General features: G+C 75.0%; 18 protein-coding genes. 14 read left to right on the forward strand and 4 right to left on the reverse strand.

Annotation, left to right across the window (positions count from 1 at the left end; translation table 11 throughout):
- Positions 1-561 (reverse strand): hypothetical protein (locus tag FHN55_RS19890; protein WP_139714151.1); only part of this gene is annotated, 561 nt, incomplete at its 3' end.
- 147 nt (positions 562-708) lie between these two features.
- Between FHN55_RS19890 and FHN55_RS19895 the strand changes: the two genes are divergently transcribed.
- From FHN55_RS19895 to FHN55_RS19940, 10 genes are all read left to right on the forward strand, one after another.
- A complete protein-coding gene (locus tag FHN55_RS19895) occupies positions 709-1,455 on the forward strand; it encodes a response regulator transcription factor (RefSeq protein WP_139714200.1) in 747 nt (248 codons plus the stop codon).
- A gap of 71 nt (positions 1,456-1,526) precedes the next feature.
- Positions 1,527-2,486, forward strand: coding sequence for a mycothiol synthase (gene mshD, locus FHN55_RS19900; RefSeq protein ID WP_257571150.1), 960 nt, complete (start codon positions 1,527-1,529; stop codon positions 2,484-2,486).
- 12 nt (positions 2,487-2,498) lie between these two features.
- On the forward strand, positions 2,499-4,805 hold the full coding sequence (locus tag FHN55_RS19905; protein WP_139714152.1) for an RNA degradosome polyphosphate kinase: 2,307 nt from the start codon (positions 2,499-2,501) through the stop codon (positions 4,803-4,805).
- An 8-nt stretch (positions 4,806-4,813) separates the two neighbouring features.
- The gene (locus tag FHN55_RS24195; RefSeq protein ID WP_218974854.1) at positions 4,814-5,923 is read left to right on the forward strand and encodes an NUDIX hydrolase; all 1,110 of its coding nucleotides are present in this window, start codon (positions 4,814-4,816) and stop codon (positions 5,921-5,923) included.
- A 223-nt stretch (positions 5,924-6,146) separates the two neighbouring features.
- Positions 6,147-6,236, forward strand: a complete 90-nt coding sequence (gene kdpF / locus FHN55_RS19915) for a K(+)-transporting ATPase subunit F (protein WP_139714153.1) — start codon at positions 6,147-6,149, stop codon at positions 6,234-6,236.
- Positions 6,236-7,909, forward strand: coding sequence for a potassium-transporting ATPase subunit KdpA (kdpA, locus tag FHN55_RS19920; protein ID WP_139714154.1), 1,674 nt, complete (start codon positions 6,236-6,238; stop codon positions 7,907-7,909). The genes kdpF and kdpA overlap by 1 nt, the downstream gene beginning before the upstream one ends.
- Entirely contained in the window at positions 7,906-10,020 is a 2,115-nt protein-coding gene (gene kdpB, locus FHN55_RS19925) for a potassium-transporting ATPase subunit KdpB (protein ID WP_139714155.1), read from the forward strand. Before kdpA ends, kdpB begins: the two co-directional genes overlap by 4 nt.
- 10 nt (positions 10,021-10,030) lie before the next feature.
- Positions 10,031-10,648, forward strand: coding sequence for a potassium-transporting ATPase subunit KdpC (gene kdpC, locus FHN55_RS19930; RefSeq protein WP_139714156.1), 618 nt, complete (start codon positions 10,031-10,033; stop codon positions 10,646-10,648).
- Between the two features lie 40 nt (positions 10,649-10,688).
- Positions 10,689-13,301 carry a DUF4118 domain-containing protein gene (locus tag FHN55_RS19935; protein ID WP_139714157.1) on the forward strand — a complete coding sequence of 871 codons (2,613 nt, stop codon included), beginning with the start codon at positions 10,689-10,691 and terminating at the stop codon, positions 13,299-13,301.
- Positions 13,298-14,029 (forward strand): response regulator, encoded by a 732-nt coding sequence (locus FHN55_RS19940; RefSeq protein ID WP_139714158.1) that lies wholly within the window; start codon positions 13,298-13,300, stop codon positions 14,027-14,029. Before FHN55_RS19935 ends, FHN55_RS19940 begins: the two co-directional genes overlap by 4 nt.
- Before the next feature lie 37 nt (positions 14,030-14,066).
- Here the strand turns inward: FHN55_RS19940 and FHN55_RS19945 are convergent, their stop codons facing one another.
- From FHN55_RS19945 to FHN55_RS19955, 3 genes are read right to left on the reverse strand one after another with little or no spacing between them, the layout of a single operon-like run.
- Positions 14,067-14,414 carry a DUF3349 domain-containing protein gene (locus FHN55_RS19945; RefSeq protein WP_139714159.1) on the reverse strand — a complete coding sequence of 116 codons (348 nt, stop codon included), beginning with the start codon at positions 14,412-14,414 and terminating at the stop codon, positions 14,067-14,069.
- Positions 14,411-14,701 (reverse strand): hypothetical protein, encoded by a 291-nt coding sequence (locus tag FHN55_RS19950; RefSeq protein ID WP_139714160.1) that lies wholly within the window; start codon positions 14,699-14,701, stop codon positions 14,411-14,413. Before FHN55_RS19950 ends, FHN55_RS19945 begins: the two co-directional genes overlap by 4 nt.
- A 52-nt stretch (positions 14,702-14,753) precedes the next feature.
- Positions 14,754-15,992 carry an inorganic phosphate transporter gene (locus FHN55_RS19955; protein ID WP_139714161.1) on the reverse strand — a complete coding sequence of 413 codons (1,239 nt, stop codon included), beginning with the start codon at positions 15,990-15,992 and terminating at the stop codon, positions 14,754-14,756.
- A 327-nt stretch (positions 15,993-16,319) separates the two neighbouring features.
- Between FHN55_RS19955 and ppk2 the strand changes: the two genes are divergently transcribed.
- The 4 genes from ppk2 (at position 16,320) to pstA (ending at position 20,699) form a co-directional block, all read left to right on the forward strand.
- On the forward strand, positions 16,320-17,264 hold the full coding sequence (gene ppk2 / locus FHN55_RS19960; protein ID WP_139714203.1) for a polyphosphate kinase 2: 945 nt from the start codon (positions 16,320-16,322) through the stop codon (positions 17,262-17,264).
- A 217-nt stretch (positions 17,265-17,481) separates the two neighbouring features.
- Positions 17,482-18,594 (forward strand): phosphate ABC transporter substrate-binding protein PstS, encoded by a 1,113-nt coding sequence (gene pstS / locus FHN55_RS19965; protein WP_139714162.1) that lies wholly within the window; start codon positions 17,482-17,484, stop codon positions 18,592-18,594.
- A 99-nt stretch (positions 18,595-18,693) separates the two neighbouring features.
- The gene (gene pstC / locus FHN55_RS19970) at positions 18,694-19,635 is read left to right on the forward strand and encodes a phosphate ABC transporter permease subunit PstC (RefSeq protein ID WP_139714163.1); all 942 of its coding nucleotides are present in this window, start codon (positions 18,694-18,696) and stop codon (positions 19,633-19,635) included.
- Positions 19,636-19,640: 5 nt separating this feature from the next.
- Complete coding sequence (gene pstA, locus FHN55_RS19975; protein WP_139714164.1) at positions 19,641-20,699, forward strand: phosphate ABC transporter permease PstA; 1,059 nt, start codon at positions 19,641-19,643, stop codon at positions 20,697-20,699.
- Positions 20,700-20,731: the final 32 nt, after the last annotated feature.

Genomic DNA, 20,731 nt, shown 5'->3' on the forward strand with positions numbered 1-20,731 from the left:
GCCGGCGGCCGCCCCGGCGGCCACGGCCGCGAGCGCGCTCGCCGGGCGCGGGACGGGGAGCGCGGCCGCCAGGACCGACGCGCCGACCGCGGCAGCACCGGCGCCGGTGGTCGCGGCGGCGGCCGCTCCGGCGGCCGCAGCGGCCACCCACCCGCTCACCTGCCCGGCGATGAGCAGCCCGGTGACCGCCCCTCCCAGGCCGTCGACCACGCGGGGGCGCAGGTCGCGCCGCAGCATCTGGTGGGTGAAGGCGCCGAGCACGGCCACGGCGAGCACGGCGGGCAGCGCGCGCAGCGGCTCGCGGTCGTGGTCGAGGAGGGCGGTGGCGGTGGTCGCGACCACCGCCAGGACGCCGGTGGCGCCCACCACCGCGGCGCTGCCGCGGGGGCTGGGCAGCAGCAGCAGCCCGGGCCACCCCAGCGCCAGGGCGACGGCCACGAGCACGGCCGCCGCGGCGGCGGGCGCGGTGCCCGCCAGACCGGCCAGCGCCAGCAGGCCCGCCAGGCCCGCGGCGACGAGCGCCGAGCGGGCGGACGGGGTGGCTCGACGCGGTGGTGTCACCCCGGGATGGTCTCGCACAGGACCAGATGGGCCGGACCGTGGCGGTGGAGCGCTCCCGTCACCTATCGTTCACCTCGTCGTAGCGACGTCGCACCGGCGCGGCGTCCCGTCGCGCTGGTGGGACCCGTCCCGGACCCGGAGGACGCCGTGGCCCAGCTCCTGCTGCTGACGAACGCGCTCGCCCCATCCGCCGAGGTGCTGCCCGCCCTCGGCCTGCTGGCCCACTCGGTGCGGGTGCTCCCCGCCGAGCCCGCGGCGCTCGTGGACGCCCCACCGGCGGACGCCGTGCTGGTCGACGCCCGGCGCGAGCTCGTGGCGGCCCGGTCGCTCGCGCGGCTGCTGCGCACGACCGGCGTGAGCTGCCCGCTGTTCCTGGTGCTCACCGAGGGCGGTCTCGCCGCGGTCGCCGCCGACTGGGGCGCCGACGACGTGCTGCTCGACACCGCCGGGCCGGCGGAGGTCGAGGCGCGGCTGCGCCTGGCCGTGGGCCGCGCCGCGCTCGCCGAGGCCGGCGACGACGCGCCGGAGGAGATCCGCGCCGGCGACGTCGTCATCGACGAGTCCACCTACACCGCGAAGGTGCGGGGCCGGTCGCTGGACCTCACCTACAAGGAGTTCGAGCTCCTCAAGTACCTCGCGCAGCACCCTGGCCGGGTCTTCAGCCGCGCCCAGCTGCTGCAGGAGGTCTGGGGCTACGACTACTTCGGCGGCACCCGCACCGTGGACGTCCACGTGCGGCGCCTGCGCGCCAAGCTCGGGCCGGAGCACGAGCAGCTCATCGGCACCGTCCGCAACGTCGGCTACCGCTTCGTCCCGGCCAGCAGGGAGCGCCGCGAGCTCGACCTGCGCTCGGACGCTGCGGTGACGGACGACGAGGCGGTCGCCGAGCACTGACGGCCCCGCCGGCCGTCCGCCGGGGCGCAGGCCACCGGGCCGACCGCGCAGCAGCCCCCTAGCCTGCGGTGGTGCCCGACGCCGTCCGTGCCGCCGGGGTCCTGCCCCCGCGTGCGCTCCCCGCCCTGTCCGCTGCAGAGGTCGCCGCCGTCGAGGCGCTCGTGGCCCGGGCCGCGGCCGTCGACGGGGGACACCCGCTGTCCGAGGCGTCGCTGCTCGCGCTGCGCGAGCCGGGACCCGCGGCCCAGCACGTGCTCGTGGACCTCGCCGGCAGCGGCGGCAGCGCCGGCCAGGACGGTCCCCCCGTCGTCGTCGGCTACGCCCAGCTGCCGGCCGACGGCGGCGCGGAGCTGCTGGTGGACCCGCAGGTCCGCCGCCGCGGGGTGGGGACGGCGCTGGCGGAGCAGCTGGAGCACCTCGCCCGCGGCGCCGAGCTGGCCGTGTGGGCGCACGGCGGATCGCCGGCGGCCGCAGCCCTGGCCCGGAGCAGGGGCTACGGACCGGTGCGGGAGCTGCAGCACCGCAGGCGTCCGCTGGGCCCCGCGTCGCCGCTGCCGCCGCTGGAGCTGCCGGACGACGTGGCGCTGCGCGCCTTCGAGGTGGGCCGCGACGAGGAGGCCTGGCTCGACCTCAACGCGCGCGCCTTCGCCTCCCACCCCGAGCAGGGCCGCTGGACCGCTGCCGACCTGGCCGCGCGGCAGGCGGAGCCGTGGTTCGACCCGGCGGGCCTGCTGCTCGCCGTCGAGTCGCAGCACGGCCGGCTGCTGGCGTCGCACTGGACCAAGGTGGAGGGCCTTGCCGGGGAGGTCTACGTGGTGGCGGTCGACCCCGCCGCCCAGGGCCGGGGCCTGGGCCGGGCGGTGGTCCTCGCCGGGCTGCACCACCTCGACACCTCGGGCTGCACCTCGGTCGAGCTCTACGTGGAGGCGGACAACGCAGCGGCGGTGCGGCTGTACGAGCGCCTCGGCTTCGACCTCGACACGTCCGACGTGCTGTACCGGCAGGGCGCGCCGCTGCCGGAGGCGGACTGAGAGGATGGTGCGATGGCGAGCACGACGAGCGATCAGCCCGTGACCGGGCTCGCGCCCTCACCCGCGGCGGCGGCGGTGGGCGACGGCGCGGAGCCCCACCCGGCGGCCGGGGCGGCCGTCGACCTCGAGGAGGCGCTCACCGAGCACCTCGCCGCCGAGGACGACGAGGTCGAGGAGCGCACGGGCGCCGTCGAGGAGGTCGTCGAGTCCGACGAGCCGGAGCCGCTCCCCGCGGACCGCTTCGGCGACCGGGAGCTCAGCTGGCTGGCCTTCAACCAGCGCGTCCTCGAGCTCGCCGAGGACCCCTCCGTCCCCCTGCTCGAGCGCACCCGCTTCCTCGCGATCTTCGCCAGCAACCTCGACGAGTTCTTCATGGTGCGCGTGGCCGGCCTCAAGCGCCGCATCGCCACCGGCCTGGCCGTGACCGCGGCGAGCGGGCTGGAGCCGCGCGAGGTGCTCGCCGCGGTCAGCGAGCGCGCGCACGAGCTGGTGGAGCGCCACGCCCGCACCTTCACCGAGCAGGTGCGGCCGGCGCTGGCCGAGGAGGGCATCCGGATCGTCGGCTGGGACGAGCTGGAGCCGTCCGAGCAGGACCGGCTGCACGAGTTCTTCCGCGACTCGGTCTTCCCGGTGCTGACGCCGCTCGCCGTCGACCCGGCGCACCCCTTCCCCTACATCTCGGGCCTCTCGCTCAACCTCGCCGTGGTGGTGCGCAACCCGAACACGGAGAAGGAGCACTTCGCCCGGGTCAAGGTCCCGCCGCTCCTGCCGCGCCTGGTGCGGGTGGAGCAGGGCAAGGCCCTCTCGGCGGGGCGGACGGCGCGGTTCGTTCCGCTCGAGGTGGTCATCTCCCAGCACCTCGACCAGCTCTTCCCGGGCATGGACGTGGTGGCCCACCACACCTTCCGCGTCACCCGCAACGAGGACCTGGAGGTGGAGGAGGACGACGCCGAGAACCTCCTGCAGGCCCTCGAGAAGGAGCTCCTGCGCCGCCGCTTCGGCCCGCCGGTGCGCCTGGAGCTCACCGCCGAGACCGACGACCACGTGCGCGAGCTGCTCGTGCGCGAGCTGGGCGTGGAGGAGGCCGAGACCTACGTCCTGCCCGGCCCGCTGGACCTGCGCGGCTTGAACGCCGTCGCCGACCTCGAGCGCCACGAGCTGAGCTACCCGACGTTCGTGCCCAAGACGCACCGGCACCTCACGGACGGCCGCGAGTCGAGCCAGCCCCGGAGCATCTTCGCCGCGGTGCGCTCGCGCGACGTGCTGCTGCACCACCCGTACGACTCGTTCTCGACGTCGGTGCAGGCGTTCCTGGAGCAGGCCGCGGCCGACCCGAAGGTCCTGGCCATCAAGCAGACGCTGTACCGCACCTCGGGCGACTCGCCCATCGTCGACGCGCTGATCGACGCCGCCGACGCCGGCAAGCAGGTGCTCGCGCTGGTGGAGATCAAGGCGCGCTTCGACGAGCAGAACAACATCACGTGGGCCCGCAAGCTCGAGCAGGCCGGCGTGCACGTGGTCTACGGCATCGTGGGGCTCAAGACGCACTCCAAGCTGTGCCTCGTGGTGCGCCAGGAGGGCGACCGGCTCCGGCGCTACTGCCACGTCGGCACCGGCAACTACAACCCCAAGACGGCGCGCCTCTACGAGGACCTCGGCCTGCTGACGTGCGACGACGAGGTGGGCGAGGACCTCACCAAGCTCTTCAACCAGCTGTCGGGCTACGCGCCGCGCACGCGCTACTCGCGCCTGCTCGTGGCGCCGCGCTCGCTGCGCCGCGGCCTGGTGCAGCGGATCGAGCGGGAGGCCGAGCACCACCGGGCGGGCCGCCCGGCCCACATCCGCATCAAGGTCAACTCCATGGTGGACGAGGCCGTCATCGACGCCCTCTACCGCGCGTCGCAGGCCGGGGTGCCGGTCGACGTCGTCGTCCGCGGGATCTGCGCCCTGCGCCCGGGCGTGCCGGGGCTGTCCGAGACCATCCGCGTGCGGTCGGTCCTCGGGCGCTTCCTCGAGCACAGCCGGATCTTCGCCTTCGAGGCCGGCGGCGACGCCGAGGTGTACATCGGCAGCGCCGACATGATGCACCGCAACCTCGACCGGCGCGTGGAGGCGCTGGTGCGCATCCGCGACGTGGAGCACCAGCGCGCCCTGGTCGACCTCGTCGACCTCGCCGCCGACGCCGGGACGGCCAGCTGGCACCTCGGCCCGGAGGGCACCTGGGAGCGCGCAGCGGTCGACGACGCCGGCGAGCCCCTGCTCGACCTGCAGGAGTTCCTCATCGCCGCGCGCTCAAACCGCCGCGCCCGCCGGCGCTGAGGGCCGTCGTGGGCCCCCACGCCGCGGCGGCCGAGCCCGAGCCGCCCGAGCGACGCGAGAACACGCCGGCGTCGGTGCAGTCCGCGCACCCGCACACCCGGCCACCCGCCCGGTCCCCCCACGGCGCCCCCGGGGCGCAGGGGGCGCAGGAGCACCGCGACGGCCACGAGCAGGTGGCCGGGCAGCCCCTGCCCCTCGTGCGCGCCGCGGGGGCGCTGTGCTGGCACCGCGCCCCCGACGGCGGCCTGAGGCTGCTCGTCGTGCACCGGCCGCGCTACCGCGACTGGTCGTGGCCCAAGGGCAAGCTGGAGGGCGCGGAGCCGCCGCCGGCCGCCGCGGTCCGCGAGGTCGCCGAGGAGACGGGCCTGGACGTGCGCCTGGGACGGGCGCTGCCGAGCGCCCGGTACGCCCTCGGCGCCGACGCCACCAAGGAGGTCTCCTACTGGGCCGCCCACGTGGACGGCGCCAAGCACCCCCTGCCCCCGAGGCCCGCGGAGGTCGACCGGACGGAGTGGGTGACGCCCGAGGAGGCCGACGCCCGGCTGACCCGTCGCGGCGACCGCGTGCAGCTGAGGGCGCTGCTGGCCGCCGACCGCGCCGGGGCGCTCGACACGTGGCCGCTCGTGGTGGTCCGCCACGGCCACGCCCACCCCAAGACGGCGTGGGGACGCAGCGACGACGAGCGACCGCTCGCCGCGCCCGGTCGGCGCCAGGCCGAGCGGCTCCCCGAGCTGCTCACGGCGTGGCAGCCCAAGCGCGTGGTCTCCAGCCCCTGGCGTCGCTGCACCGACACCGTGGAGCCCTACCTCCAGGCCAGCGGCGCCAAGCTCAAGACGCGCGGCAGGCTCACCGAGGACGCCCACCGCCGCGACCCCGGCCGGGCGGCCAAGCTGGTCCGCAAGCTCCTGGGCAAGGGACGGCCCGTCATGCTGTGCACCCACCGACCGGTGCTGTCGACGGTGTTCGGCGAGCTGGCCGAGCACGCCGCCGACGACGTGAGCGCGCTCCTGCCCCAGCACGACCCCTACCTCGGTCCCGGAGAGGTGCTCGTCGCGCACGTCTCGAGGAGCTCCGGGCTGGTGGTCGCGGTGGAGCGGCACCTGGTCCCCGCCGGGTAGGCCGTCGGCGGGGCGCACCCACCCGGACGGCGGTGCAGGCCGTCCGGGAGGCGTCAGGGACCCACGCGGGGGCGTCAGGGCTCCGTCAGGACGGGAGCCTCCCCACCCCGCGCGGTGGCTGGATCGTCCCCGTGCCTGATCTCGCCTTCGTCGCGCTGACCGTGGTGGTCTTCGCCGTCCTGGCCCTGCTCGTCAGCGGCCTCGAGCGGCTGGGGGGCCAGCGGTGAGCGCCGTGAGCCTCGTCCTGCTGCTCCTCGTGCTCGCCCTGGCCGGCTACCTGCTGACCGCGCTCCTGGACCCGGAGCGCTTCTGATGCCGGTCCTGTCCGACGGCGCAGCCGGTGCGCTGACCATCGCCGTCCTCGTCGCCGCCCTCGCCGTGGTCCACGCCCCCCTGGGGGACCACATGGCCCGCGTCTTCACCTCCACCCGCCACCTGGCGGTCGAGCGCGTCCTGTACCGCGTGGCCGGCATCGACCCCGACGCCGAGCAGCGCTGGCCCGTGTACGCCCGCGCGGTCCTCGGGTTCTCCTTCGTCTCGGTGCTCTTCCTCTACGCCTTCCAGCGCCTGCAGGCCTGGCTGCCGCTGTCCCTCGGCTTCCCCGGGGTGGCCCCCGCCACCGCCTGGAACACCGCGATCAGCTTCGTCACCAACACGAACTGGCAGTCGTACTCCGGCGAGACGACGATGGGCCACCTCGTGCAGGCCGCGGGCCTCGCGGTGCAGAACTTCACCTCGGCCGCCGTGGGCATGGCGGTGGCCGTGGCGCTGGTGCGCGGGTTCACGCGGAACCGCACCGAGCGGATCGGCAGCTTCTGGGTCGACCTCGTCCGGACCTGCGTGCGGATCCTCCTGCCGCTGTCCGTCGTCGCCGCCGTCGTCATGCTCCTCGGCGGCGTGGTGCAGGACCTCTCGGGCCCGACGGCCATCACCACGATCGCCGGCGGCGCGCAGACGATCACCGGCGGGCCGGTCGCCTCGCAGGAGGCCATCAAGGAGCTGGGCACCAACGGCGGCGGCTTCTTCAACGCCAACTCCGCGCACCCCTTCGAGGGGCCGACGGCGTGGGTGAGCCTGTTCCAGGTCTTCCTCATGCTGGCCATCCCCTTCTCCCTGCCCCGCACCTTCGGCCGCCTCGTCGGGGACAAGCGGCACGGGCTGGCCGTCCTCGGGGTGATGGGCGCCCTGTGGCTGGCCTCGGTGGCGCTGACGGTGTGGGCCGAGGTCACCGGCGCCGGGGCGGCCCCGCAGGCGGCGGGCGCCGCGATGGAGGGCAAGGAGGTCCGCTTCGGGGAGGTGCTGTCCGGCCTCTTCGGAGCGTCCACCACCGCCACCTCGACGGGCGCCGTGAACAGCTTCCACGACTCCTTCACCGCCGCCGGCGGCGGCGTGACGGTCCTCAACATGATGCTCGGCGAGGTCTCCCCCGGCGGCACCGGCTCGGGCCTGTACGGCCTGCTGCTCCTGGCCGTCATCGCCGTCTTCCTCGCCGGCCTCATGGTGGGCCGCACCCCGGAGCTGCTCGGCAAGAAGATCGGCCGCGGCGAGGTCACGCTGGTCGCCCTGTACGTCCTCGCGACGCCGACCCTGCTGCTCGTCGGCGCGGCCCTCACCGCGGGGATCCCCTCCCTGCGCGACGCGTCCCTGCAGGACTCCGGCGCCCACGGCCTGTCCGAGGTGCTCTACGCCTACGCCTCGGCGTCCAACAACAACGGGTCGGCCTTCGCCGGGTTCGGCGCCGCCACCGACTACCAGAACACCGCCCTGGGCCTGTGCATGGTCTTCGGCCGGTTCGTGCCGGTGCTCCTCGTCATCGCCCTGGCGGGCCGGCTCGCTGCCCAGGCGCCGGTCCCCGTCACCGCGGGCACCCTGCCCACCCACACCCCCCTGTTCGCGAGCCTGGTCACCGTCGTCGTCATCGTCGTCGCCGGGCTGACCTACTTCCCCGCGCTCGCCCTCGCACCGATCGCTGAGGCCCTCTCATGAGCACCCCCGTCCTCGACCGCACCTCCGCCTCCCACGGCCAGCAGGACGACGACAGGGGCGCCCGCCCCGCCGCCGGCGCCTTCGACGCGCGGTCGCTGGTCTCCTCCCTGCCGGCGGCGCTGCGCAAGCTGGACCCGCGCCACCAGGTGAAGAGCCCGGTGATGTTCGTCGTGTGGATCGGCTCGGCGCTGACCACCGTGTACGCGGTCGTCGACCCGAGCCTGTTCACGTGGCTGGTGGCGCTGTGGCTGTGGGCCACGGTCGTCTTCGCCGGGCTCGCGGAGGCGGTGGCGGAGGGCCGCGGCAAGGCCCAGGCCGACACGCTGCGCCGCACCCGCACCGAGACGGCCGCCCGCAGGCTCCTCGACAGGTCCACCGGCCAGGAGGAGGCGGTGGCCGCGACGGACCTGCGCCGCGGCGACCTCGTCGTCGTCGAGGCGGGGGAGGTCATCCCCGGTGACGGCGACGTCGTCGAGGGCGTGGCCTCGGTGGACGAGTCAGCCATCACCGGCGAGTCCGCGCCGGTCATCCGCGAGGCCGGCGGAGACCGCTCGGCCGTCACCGGCGGCACCCGCGTGCTGTCCGACCGGGTGGTCGTGCGGATCACCGCCGAGCCCGGCAGCACCTTCATCGACCGGATGATCGCGCTGGTCGAGGGCTCGGCCCGGCAGAAGACCCCCAACGAGATCGCCCTCGACCTCCTGCTGAGCTCCCTGACGCTGGTCTTCCTGCTGGCGGTGGTGACGCTGCAGCCGCTGGCGGCCTACTCCGGCCAGGCCCAGAGCATCCCGGTGCTGGTGGCGCTGCTGGTCTGCCTCATCCCCACCACCATCGGGGCGCTGCTGTCCGCCATCGGCATCGCCGGCATGGACCGCCTCGTGCAGCGCAACGTGCTGGCGATGTCGGGCCGCGCGGTCGAGGCGGCCGGTGACGTCGGCGTCCTCCTGCTCGACAAGACCGGCACCATCACGTTCGGCAACCGGCGCGCCACCGCCCTGGTCCACCTGGACGGCGTGGAGCCGGGAGCCCTGGCCGAGGCCGCGCGCCTGTCGAGCCTGGCCGACGAGACCCCCGAGGGCCGCTCGGTGGTCGAGCTCGTCGACGCCTCAGGTGGGGCTGCGGGAGGAGCCGCAGAGGCGCACCCGGGCGCGGAGTACGTCGAGTTCACCGCCCAGACCCGCATGAGCGGCGTCGACCTGCCCGGCGCCGACGGGGTGAGGCTGCTGCGCAAGGGCGCCGCGAGCGCGGTCACCGCCTGGGTCCGCGAGGGGGGTGGTGAGGTCCCGGCCGAGCTGTCCGCGGTGGTCGACGGGATCTCGCAGTCCGGCGGCACGCCGCTCGTCGTCGCCGAGCGCGTCGGTGGCGCCCCGGCGCGCGTCCTGGGGGTGGTCCACCTCAAGGACGTCGTCAAGCCCGGCATGGCCGCCCGCTTCGCGCAGCTGCGCGAGATGGGCATCCGCACGGTGATGGTCACCGGTGACAACCGGCTCACGGCGCAGGCGATCGCGGCCGAGGCGGGTGTCGACGACGTCCTCGCCGAGGCCACCCCGGAGGACAAGCTGGCGCTCATCAAGCGCGAGCAGGCCGGCGGGCGGCTCGTGGCGATGACCGGTGACGGCACCAACGACGCCCCCGCGCTGGCGCAGGCCGACGTGGGCGTGGCGATGGGCTCCGGCACGTCGGCCGCCAAGGAGGCCGGCAACATGATCGACCTCGACTCCGACCCCACCAAGCTCATCGAGGTGGTGGCGATCGGCAAGCAGCTGCTCATCACCCGCGGCGCGCTGACCACGTTCTCCATCGCCAACGACGTCGCGAAGTACTTCGCGATCATCCCGGCGATGTTCGCGGGCATCTACCCCGCGCTCGACCGCCTCAACGTCATGCACCTGTCCAGCCCGCAGTCCGCGATCCTCTCCGCGGTCGTCTTCAACGCCCTCGTCATCGTGGCGCTCATCCCGCTGGCGCTGCGCGGCGTGCGCTACCGACCCTCCAGCGCGAGCGCGCTGCTGCGGCGCAACGTCCTGGTCTACGGGCTCGGCGGGGTGGTGGTGCCGTTCCTCGGCATCAAGGCCGTCGACCTGCTCGTCTCGATCCTCCCCGGCTTCTGAGGAGTCCCCCGTGTCCCGCGTGCAAGACCTCACCCGCCAGTCCGCCGCCGGCCTGCGCCTGCTGGTGGCCCTCACCCTCCTGCTGGGGGTGCTCTACCCCGCCGTGGTCCTCGGCGCGGCCCAGCTCGTCCCGGGCCGCGCGGGCGGCTCGATGATCACCCTCGACGGGCGTCCCGCCGGCTCGGCGCTCATCGGGCAGCAGTTCGGCTCCCCCGACGACCCCGCCTCCCAGCTCCCCTGGTTCCAGCCCCGCCCCTCCGCGGCCGGCGACGGCTACGACCCGCAGGCCTCCGGCGCGTCCAACCTGGGCCCGAACAGCCCCGAGCTGGTGGCGACCGTCGAGGAGCGGCGCGCCGCGGTGGCCGCCCGCGAGGGCGTGGACCCCGCCGCCGTCCCCGCCGACGCCGTGACCGCCTCCGCCTCGGGCCTGGACCCGGACGTCTCCCCCGCCTACGCGCAGCTCCAGGTGGCGCGCGTCGCCCGCGAGCGCGGGCTGCCCGTGGCGCAGGTCGAGCAGCTGGTCGCGCAGAGCACCCGCGGACGCGACCTCGGGTTCGTCGGGGAACCGACCGTCGACGTCGTGACCCTCAACGCAGCGCTCGCCCGTCTGGGCGGCGCGCAGGGGTGAGGCAGCCGGCGGGACGGGGGTCGCGGAGGAGGATGACGGCGTGAAGCGGGGGAGGTTGCGCGTCTACCTGGGCGCCGCGCCCGGCGTCGGCAAGACCGTGGCGATGCTCGGCGAGGGCCGCCGGCGCGCGGAGCGCGGGCAGGACGTGGTGGTCGCCGTCGTCGAGACCCACGGCCGCGCCCACACCGCCGCCGCGCTGGACGGCCTGGAGGTGGTGCCCCGCCAGCGGCTCGCGCACCCCGCCTCCCCCGGCACGGTGCTCGAGGAGATGGACGTCGACGCGGTGCTGGCGCGCTCCCCGAGCCACGCCCTGGTGGACGAGCTGGCGCACACCAACGCGCCGGGGTCGCGCAACGCCAAGCGGTGGCAGGACGTCGAGGAGCTGCTCGCCGCGGGCGTCGACGTCACCACCACCGTCAACGTGCAGCACCTCGAGTCGCTGAACGACGTCGTCGCGCAGATCACCGGGGTGCGCCAGCGCGAGACGGTCCCCGACGACGTGGTGCGCGCCGCGGACGCCATCGAGCTGGTGGACATGAGCCCGCAGGCGCTGCGGCGGCGGCTGGCGCACGGCAACGTCTACGCCGCCGAGCGGGTCGACGCGGCCCTGGCCAACTACTTCCGGGTGGGCAACCTCACCGCGCTGCGGGAGCTGGCGCTGCTGTGGACGGCGGACCGGGTGGACGCCGCGCTGGCCAGCTACCGCGCCGAGCAGGGCATCGCCGAGCCGTGGGGCGCCCGCGAGCGCGTGGTGGTGGCCCTCACGGGTGGTCCCGAGGGCGACGCCCTGGTGCGCCGCGCGGCGCGCATCACCCAGCGGGCCGCCGGCGGTGAGCTGCTGGCGCTGCACGTCTCGCGCTCGGACGGGCTGACGGGCGCCGCGCCGGACGCCCTGGCGCGCCAGCGGCTGCTGGCCGAGAGCCTGGGCGGCAGCTGGCACTCGGTGGTGGGCGAGGACGTCGCCACCGCCATCCTCGACTTCGCCCGCGGCGTCAACGCCACGCACGTGGTGGTGGGGGCGAGCCGCCGCAGCCGGCTGGCCGCGGCGCTGGCACCGGGCGTCGGCCAGCGGGTCATCGACGGCTCCGGGGACATCGACGTGCACGTGGTCACCCACGCCGCGGCGCGCCAGGGGCACCGGGCGCGCCGGGGCCCGGCGCTGCCGGTGCGGCGCCGGCTGGCCGGGTGGGGGCTGGCGCTGGTGGCGCCGCTGGCGCTGACGGCGCTGCTGCACCTGACCCGCGCGCGCCACGAGCTGCCCAGCGAGCTGCTGCTCTTCCTCGCCCTCGTGGTGGGGGTCGCGCTGGTGGGTGGCATGCGGCCCGCGGTGCTCGCGGCGGTGCTCTCGGGGCTGCTCGCCAACTGGTACTTCACCCCGCCCTACGGCACCCTCGCGATCTCCTCACCGGCCAACGCGGTGGCGCTGTTCGTGCTGGTCAGCGTCGGCGCGGCCGTGGCGGCGGTGGTCGACTCCGCAGCCCGGCGGGCGCGCGAGGCGGCCCGGGCGCGCGCCGAGGCCGACGTGCTGGCCACGCTCGCCGGCAGCGTGCTCCGCGGCGCCGAGGCCGTCCCGGCGCTGCTGGAGCGGCTGGTGGAGACCTTCGGCCTGGCGGGCGCCGCGCTGCTGGAGCGCACGCAGGACGCTCCGGGCACGGCCCACGACGTGTGGCGGGTGGTCGCCTCGCAGGGGTGCCCGCCGCCGTCGTCGCCGGAGGCCGCGGACGCGGCGCTGCCCGTGGACGAGCACCTCAGCATCGCCGTCACCAGCGACGGGGCCGGCCGGCCGCTGTCGGCCTCGGACCTGCGCGTGCTCACCGCGGTGGCGGCGCAGGCGGGCTCGCTGCTGGAGCGCGACCGGCTGCGCGAGACCGCCCGCGCCGCCCGGCGCGAGGAGGAGCGCACGGCGACCCGCACCGCGCTGCTCGCTGCGGTCTCCCACGACCTGCGCACGCCGCTGGCCAGTGTGAAGGCCTCCGCGTCCACGCTGCGGGCGCTCGGGGCCGAGCTGGACGACGACGACCGCGAGGTGCTGCTGGCCGACGTGGAGGCCTCCGCCGACCGGCTGCAGGCCCTCGTCGACAACCTCCTGGACATGAGCCGGCTCGACGCCGGAGCGGTGAGGGCGCGGCGGGAGGCGGTGGCCCTCGACGAGGTGGTCCCCCGCGCGCTGGCCGGGCTGACCCCGGAGCAGGCGCGCTCGGTGGTGCTCGACGTCCCCGAGGACCTCCCGCTGGTCGACGCCGACGCCGGGCTGCTGGAGCGGGCCCTGGGCAACGTGGTGGAGAACGCCCTGCGCCACGCCGTGCCGCACGCCCCCGACAGCCCGGTGGAGGTCACCGCCGGCGTGGTGGACGACGGCGGACGCCGCGTGGTGGTGCGCGTGGTGGACCGGGGCCCGGGCATCCCCGACGACCGCAAGGCCGCGGCCTTCTCGGCGTTCCAGCGCCTGGGCGACGCGCCCGCCGGCCAGGGCGTGGGCCTGGGGCTGGCGGTGGCGCGCGGGCTGGTGCAGGCCAGCGGCGGCACCGTGGAGGCCGACGACACCCCCGGCGGAGGGCTGACCGTGGTCTTCTCCCTGCCGGCGGCCGCCGGCCCTGCGCCGCCGGACCCCGGGCCGTCGGGCGGCCAGCCGTCGGAGAGGCTGCTCGCGTGACGCGCGTGCTGGTGGTGGAGGACGAGCCGGCCCTCGGGCGGGCGCTGGCGATCACCCTGCGCGCCAAGCGGTACGACGTCGACGTCGCGCACACCGGCGCGGCGGCGCTGGACGCGGCCGCCACGCGGCGGCCCGACGTCGTCGTCCTCGACCTCGGGCTCCCCGACCTCGACGGCCTGGACGTGCTGCGGGCGCTGCGCGGCTGGAGCGCGGTGCCGGTGGTGGTGCTGTCGGCGCGGCACGACAGCTCCGAGAAGGTCGAGGCGCTCGACGCCGGCGCTGACGACTACGTGACCAAGCCGTTCGCCGTGGACGAGCTGCTCGCCCGCCTGCGCGCCGCGGTGCGCCGCGGCGAGGCCGCCGGGCCGGTGCCCGACCCGGTGGTGCAGACGGCCCGCTTCACGGTGGACCTGCCGCGGCGCCGCGTGCTGCTGCGCCCTCCCCACCAGGACGACGGCGAGGTGGACGCGGAGCCGGGCGGCGAGCAGGTGCGGCTCACGCCGACGGAGTGGCAGCTGCTGGCGGAGCTGGCCCGCTCGGTGGGCCGCGTGGTGGGCCGGCGCGAGCTCCTGGTGGCGCTGCGGGGCCCGCACCTGGGCTCGGAGGCCGCGGAGACGCACTACCTGCGGGTGTACGTGGCCCAGCTGCGGCGCAAGCTGGAGGCCGATCCCTCGGCACCGCGGCACCTCATCACCGAGCCGGGGGTCGGCTACCGCCTGGTCCCCTGAGCCGCCGGGCGGGTGGTGGCCCAGCGGTGCGCGCGGCTCAGGGGTGCTCGGGGTGCTCGGGGTGCTCGGGGTCCTCGGGGTGCTGGGCGAGCGGCCAGCCGCCGGCGGCGAGGCGCGCGCAGACGCGGGCGACGTCCTCGGGCGCCGCCTGGTCGAGGGTGGCGCTGCCGATGAGCCGCTCGACGTCGGCGGTCGTGATGTCGTCCCCGTGACGGGCGGCCGCGGCGAGCTCGGCCGCGATGCGCCGCACCTCGGTGTCGGTGAGCCCGCGCCGCAGCAGGCCGAGCAGGGCCACGTAGTCGCCCTGGGGGACGCCGGCGGGGTAGCCGGCCCGGAGCCAGCCGAGCACCCGGGCGGTGACGCCGGCGCGAGGCGCCTGGCTCACTTGTCGACGAGGACCGGGTAGACGTGCTCGAAGCTCACGGCCTTGCCGAAGCCGGAGGCCACGATGAGCCCGATGCCCGCCAGCGCCACGAGGACCACGGCGGCGTAGACGAGCGCGCTCACCACCCGCCCCGTCGGGCTGGGGACGCCGTCACCGGCGGGGCCGCGGCCGAGGGCGGAGGCGCGGACGCCGAGCGCGAAGAGCGCGGGCAGTCCGGCGCCCAGGACCAGGGCGGCGAGGGCGACCTGCCCGAGGGCTGCGGCCTCGAGCTGCCAGACGTGCGACACGGGTGCTCCTGAGGGGCTCTCGACGGGACTCGGACGGGCTCGGACGGGCGGGTCAGGCCGAGACCTGGGCGCGGGACGGCTGCTCGGCGCGGCCGGCGTCGTCGTCGTCTGCGGACCAGTCGTCGTTGACGTTGCCGGCGTTGACGGGTGTCCGCAGCGAGCGGCGGTACATGGTGACCGAGGCCGCGAGGAGCAGCACCACCACGGCAGCCGCGCCGACCAGGCCACCGCCCAGCAGGACGGCCAGGCCGCAGAGGAGGCCGCCGACGAGCGCGGCCGCGGGGATGGTGATGACCCAGGCCACCACCATGCGGCCGGCCACGCGCCAGCGGACCGTCGCGCCGGGACGGCCCAGGCCGGACCCGAGCACCGAGCCCGTGGTGACGTGCGTGGTGGACAGCGGCAGGCCGAGGTGGCTCGAGACGAGGATGACCGCGGCCGAGGAGCTCTGCGCCGCCATGCCCTGGGCGGGCTCGATCTCCACCAGCCCCTTGCCGAGCGTGCGGATGATCCGCCAGCCGCCCAGGTAGGTGCCCAGCGCGATGGTGACGGCGCACGCCGCCTTGACCCAGAACGGGATGTTCTCGGTGTCGGTCCAGTGGCCGGTCGCGATGAGGCCGAGGGTGATGACGCCCATCGTCTTCTGCGCGTCGTTGGTCCCGTGCGCCAGGGAGACCAGGGACGCCGACCCGATCTGGCCCCAGCGGAAGCCCCGCTCGGTAGAGCGCTCGGCCAGCCCGCGGACGGCGCGCAGCACCAGCCAGGTGGCCAGGGCCGCGACGCCGACGGCGATGAGCGGTGAGACCAGGGCCGGGACGACCACCTTGGGGAGGAGCCCGTCGATCTTCTCGCCGTTCCCGGCCCAGTTGACCCCGCTCCAGCCCAGCCCGGCGATGGTCGCGCCGAGCAGGCCGCCGAACAGCGCGTGGCTGGAGCTGGAGGGCAGGCCCAGCAGCCAGGTGAGCAGGTTCCAGACGATGGCGCCCGCCAGGCCCGCCAGCACGATGACCAGCAGCGCCGTGCCGCCGTCCCCCGTCAGGGCGGCCACGGGCGAGCCGTCGCTGTTCTGGATCTTCACCACGGCGTTGGTCACCGTGAGCGCCACCTCCACCGACAGGAAGGCGCCCACGAGGTTGAGCACCCCGGCCAGCGCGACGGCGGTGTGGGGCTTCAGGGCGCCGGTGGCGATGGAGGTCGCCATGGCGTTCGCCGTGTCGTGGAAGCCGTTCGTGAAGTCGAACGAGAGGGCTACCACGACCAGCAGCACCAGGATGACGGTGGCGGTGGTCACGAGCGACCAGCGTCATGCACGTCCCGGCGAGTTACCAGACCGTTTCGCCCACGGCGTGGAGCGTTCACCCAGTGTTCACCGCGGCGGGCACGCGTCAGTGGTAAGGGATCACGCCAGGCGACGGGAGCGCACCCGCGCCGCCGCTCGCCGGAACGGGTGGCGTCGCCCCGCCGGGCGGCGCGGGCCACCCGCCGTTCACCCGCCGTTCGCCGCCGGTCCGGCGCACAGCGGTACCACCGGGGCGTGACCCAGGCGACCTCCAGCACCCCGGCAGACCAGGACGCCCCGAGGGGCGCCCGGCCCCCCGGCGGGGCGACCATCGAGGAGATGGACGACACCGACCTCGAGGAAGCGCCCCCGGGCCCCCTCGGCACGCACCTCGACGGCCTCCGGGTGGAGGTGGACGCCGAGGGCGAGCCGGTGCTGCTGCGCCCCGACGGCTCCGAGGTGGACACGTGGCGAGAGGGGTACCCCTACCCGAGCCGCATGACGAGGCGCGAGTACGAGACCTCCAAGCGGCTGCTGCAGATCGAGCTGCTGAAGATGCAGCGCTGGCTGGTCGACCGCGGCGAGAAGCTCGTGGTGCTCTTCGAGGGCCGCGACGCCGCCGGCAAGGGCGGCACCATCAAGCGCTTCACCGAGCACCTGAACCCGCGGGGCACGCACGTGGTGGCCCTCGAGAAGCCCACGGAGCGCGAGCGGACCCAGTGGTACTTCCAGCGCTACGTGGAGCGGCTCCCCGCGGGCGGGGAGATCGCCCTGTTCGACAGGTCCTGGTACAACCGCGCCGGCGTCGAGCGGGTGATGGGCTTCTGCACCCGGGAGGAGTACGAGCAGTTCTACCGCCAGGCCCCCGAGCTGGAGCGGATGCTCGTGCGCTCCGGCATCACCCTGGTCAAGTTCTGGTTCTCGGTCTCGCAGGCCGAGCAGCGCACGCGGTTCGCCATCCGCCAGATCGACCCGGTGCGCCAGTGGAAGCTGTCACCGATGGACCTGGCCTCCCTGGACCGGTGGGACGACTACACGGCCGCCAAGGAGGCGATGTTCCTGGCCACCGACACGGACGACGCGCCGTGGACCGTGGTGAAGAGCAACGACAAGAAGCGCGCACGGCTCGAGGCGATGCGCCACGTCCTGCGCCAGCTGGACTACGACGGCAAGGACGTCGAGCTGGTCGGTGAGGCCGACCCGCTCGTCCTGGGACCGGCGCGCGACCTCTTCGAGACCGGGGAGACGGCCCCGGAGGGTGCGCAACCCGTCACTCAGCGCTGATCGGGGGTCTCCGGAGGGAGCGCTGTTGCTCCCTCCGGGGCGGCGCGCCGGCGTGACCAGATCGTGACGGTGCCGCTGACCAGCGTGTTCGCCCGCCGTTCACCTGGGTCGGGCCGCCCCTTCACCTCGCGACCGTAACTTCCGAGCCGCCAGATCGCGCCAGCGTGCAGCCACGAGCCAGCAGCGGCGCATCCCCCGCCTTCGAGAGGTACCTCACGTGAAGCGCAGCACCCTCGGTCGCGCCGCTGTCCCCGCGGCCATCGTGCTCTCCCTCGGCCTGTCGTCGTGCGCCGCCAACGAGCCGCCGGCCGGCGGGGGCGGCGAGAGCTCCTCCAGCGGCTCGTCCTCCGCCGCGGCGCTGACCGGCACGCTGAACGGCGCGGGCTCCTCCGCCCAGCAGGCCGCCCAGCAGGCGTGGCAGGTGGGCATCCAGACGTCCGCCCCGGACCTGACGGTCAACTACGACCCGCAGGGCTCCGGCGCCGGCCGCACCCAGTTCCTCTCCGGTGCCGTGCAGTTCGCCGGGTCCGACGCCTACCTCAAGGCCGACGAGCTGACCGAGGCCCAGCAGCGCTGCAACGGCGGCACCGCGATCGACATCCCGAACTACGTCTCCCCGATCGCCATCGCCTACAACCTCGAGGGCGTCGAGGACCTGAAGCTCAGCCCGCAGGTCATCGCGCAGATCTTCGACGGCAAGATCACCACCTGGAACGACCCGGCGATCGCCGAGCTCAACGCGGGCGTGAGCCTGCCGGCCACCGCCATCAACCCGGTGCACCGCGCCGACGAGTCGGGCACCACCGCCAACTTCACCGACTACCTGTCCAAGGCGTCGGGCGGCGCGTGGAGCTACGAGCCCGGCCAGGAGTGGCCGGCCCAGGGCGGCGAGGCCGCGCAGGGCACCTCCGGCGTCGTGGCCGCCATCGGTGCCACCGCCGGCTCGATCGGCTACGCCGACGAGTCCCAGGCCAAGGACCTCGGGCACGTGCAGGTCCAGGTCGGCGACGCCTTCGTGGGCCCGACCGCCGAGGCCGCGGCCGCCGCGCTCGACGAGGCCACCCCCGCCTCCGGCCGTCCCCAGGGCGACATCGCCCTGGACGTGAACCGCACGCCCACCAACACCTCCGCCTACCCGGTGATCCTGGTCAGCTACCTGATCGGCTGCACCAGCTACGCGGACGCCGCTGACGCCGCCAACGTCAAGGGCTACTTCACCTACGTGACCAGCGAGGAGGGCCAGCAGGCCGCCGCGGACGCGGCGGGCTCCGCCCCGATCTCCGACTCGCTGCGCCAGCAGATCACCACCTCGCTCGAGCTCATCAAGTAAGTCCGAGCTGGCGNNCTGGCGCCGGCGCCGCACTCGCGCCAGGCTCGGGCCGCGCCGCCTCCCCACCCCGCGACGACGCCCCGCCCAGGAAGGCACCTCGTGACCGCCACCACCACCCCGCCGCGGGAAGCGGCTCCGCAGCAGCGGGTCAAGCAGCGCCCGGGTGACAGGGTCTTCAAGGGCCTGGCCACCGGCGCCGGCCTGACGATCCTCGTGATCCTCGCCGGCGTCGCCGCGTTCCTCGTCTACCAGGCGGCCCCGGCCCTGACGGCGTCCTCCCAGGACATCGCCGGCGGCCGCGGCTTCTGGCCGCTCGCCGGGGAGCTCGTCTTCGGCACGCTGCTCGCCTCGGCGCTGGCGCTCCTCATCGGTGCGCCGCTGGGGGTGGGCATCGCCCTGTTCATCACGCACTACGCCCCGCGGAAGCTGGCCGCGCCGCTCGCGTACCTGATCGACCTGCTCGCCGCGATCCCGAGCATCGTCTACGGCCTGTGGGGCGTCTTCGTCTTCGCGCCGGCGCTCGTGCCGGTCTACGCCTGGCTGGGCACCAACCTCGGCTGGTTCCCGCTCTTCGCCGGGCCCGTCTCCTCCGGCCGCACGATGCTCACGGCGGGTCTCGTGCTGGCGGTGATGATCCTCCCGGTGATCACCGCCCTGTCCCGCGAGGTGTTCCGCCAGACCCCGACCCTGCAGCAGGAGGCCGCGCTCGCGCTCGGCGCCACCCGCTGGGAGATGGTCAAGTACGCCGTCATCCCCTACGGCAAGTCGGGCGTGGTAGCCGCCTCGATGCTGGGCCTGGGCCGCGCCCTGGGCGAGACGATGGCCGTGGCCGCGGTGCTGTCGGTGGCCGGTGGCGTCACGTTCAACCTCATCAGCACGCAGAACCCGGGCACCATCGCCGCGAACATCGCGCTGAACTTCCCGGAGTCGAGCGGCCTGGCCGTCAACACCCTGGTGGCGACCGGACTGGTCCTCTTCGTCATCACCTTCCTCGTCAACTTCGCGGCCCGCGCTGTCGTGGCCCGCACGTCGAAGGGCTGACCCCGATGTCGCAGCTCACCTCCTCCGGCTCGAGCCTGGGCCTCGGTCACAGCCGCCACCTGCCCGCCTGGGCGCCGTGGGGGGCCCTGGCGCTCGCCGCGGCCTTCTCGGCCGCCGTGCTCGCCCTCGCCGGGTTCAACCTGGCCGGGTTCCTCGTGCTGACGGCGATCACCTTCATGATCGTCCTGGTCGTCGCGTCGCGCGCCGTCGAGGGCGGCCGCAAGGCCACCGACCGGTTCGTCACGAGCCTGGTCGTCGGCTCGTTCCTCCTGGCCCTGGTCCCGCTCATCTCGGTCACCTGGACCGTCATCTCCCGCGGCGCGGCGCGCTTCGACGTGGAGTTCTTCACCTACTCGATGCGCGGCGTGCTCGGCGAGGGCGGCGGTGCCGTCCACGCCATCTACGGCACGCTGATCGTCACCGCCATCACCACGCTGATCTCGGTGCCGATCGGCATCCTCACCGCCGTCTACCTGGTCGAGTACGGCCGCGGCCACGTGGCCCGGGCCATCACGTTCCTCGTGGACGTCATGACCGGCATCCCCTCGATCGTGGCCGGCCTGTTCGCCTTCGCCCTGTTCGTGCTCATCCTCGGCCCGGAGGCGCGCCTGGGGATCATGGGATCGGTCGCCCTGTGCGTGCTGATGATCCCCGTGGTCGTCAGGTCCACCGAGGAGATCCTCCGCCTGGTGCCGCACGAGCTGCGCGAGGCGTCCTACGCCCTGGGCGTGCCGAAGTGGCGCACCATCGTCAAGGTGGTGCTGCGCACCTCGGTGGCCGGCATCGCCACCGGCGTCACCCTGGCCATCGCCCGCGTCATCGGCGAGACCGCCCCGCTGCTGGTCACCGTCGGCGTGACCACGGCCGTGAACACCAACCCGTTCGAGGGGCGCATGTCCACGCTGCCCACGTTCTCGTGGTTCTCCTACGCCACCCCGACGATCCCGCCGGGTCCTTCCATCGACAGGGCCTGGACGGCCGCGCTCGTCCTGGTCATCCTGGTGATGGCCTTCAACCTCATCGCACGGGTCGTCTCGCGGGCCTTCTCGCCCAAGACCCGCTGACCCGACCGACCCGTACCGACCGCACCGGAAGG

Source organism: Streptomyces sp. NP160 (genome assembly GCF_006335115.1).
GTDB lineage: Bacteria > Actinomycetota > Actinomycetes > Actinomycetales > Quadrisphaeraceae > Quadrisphaera.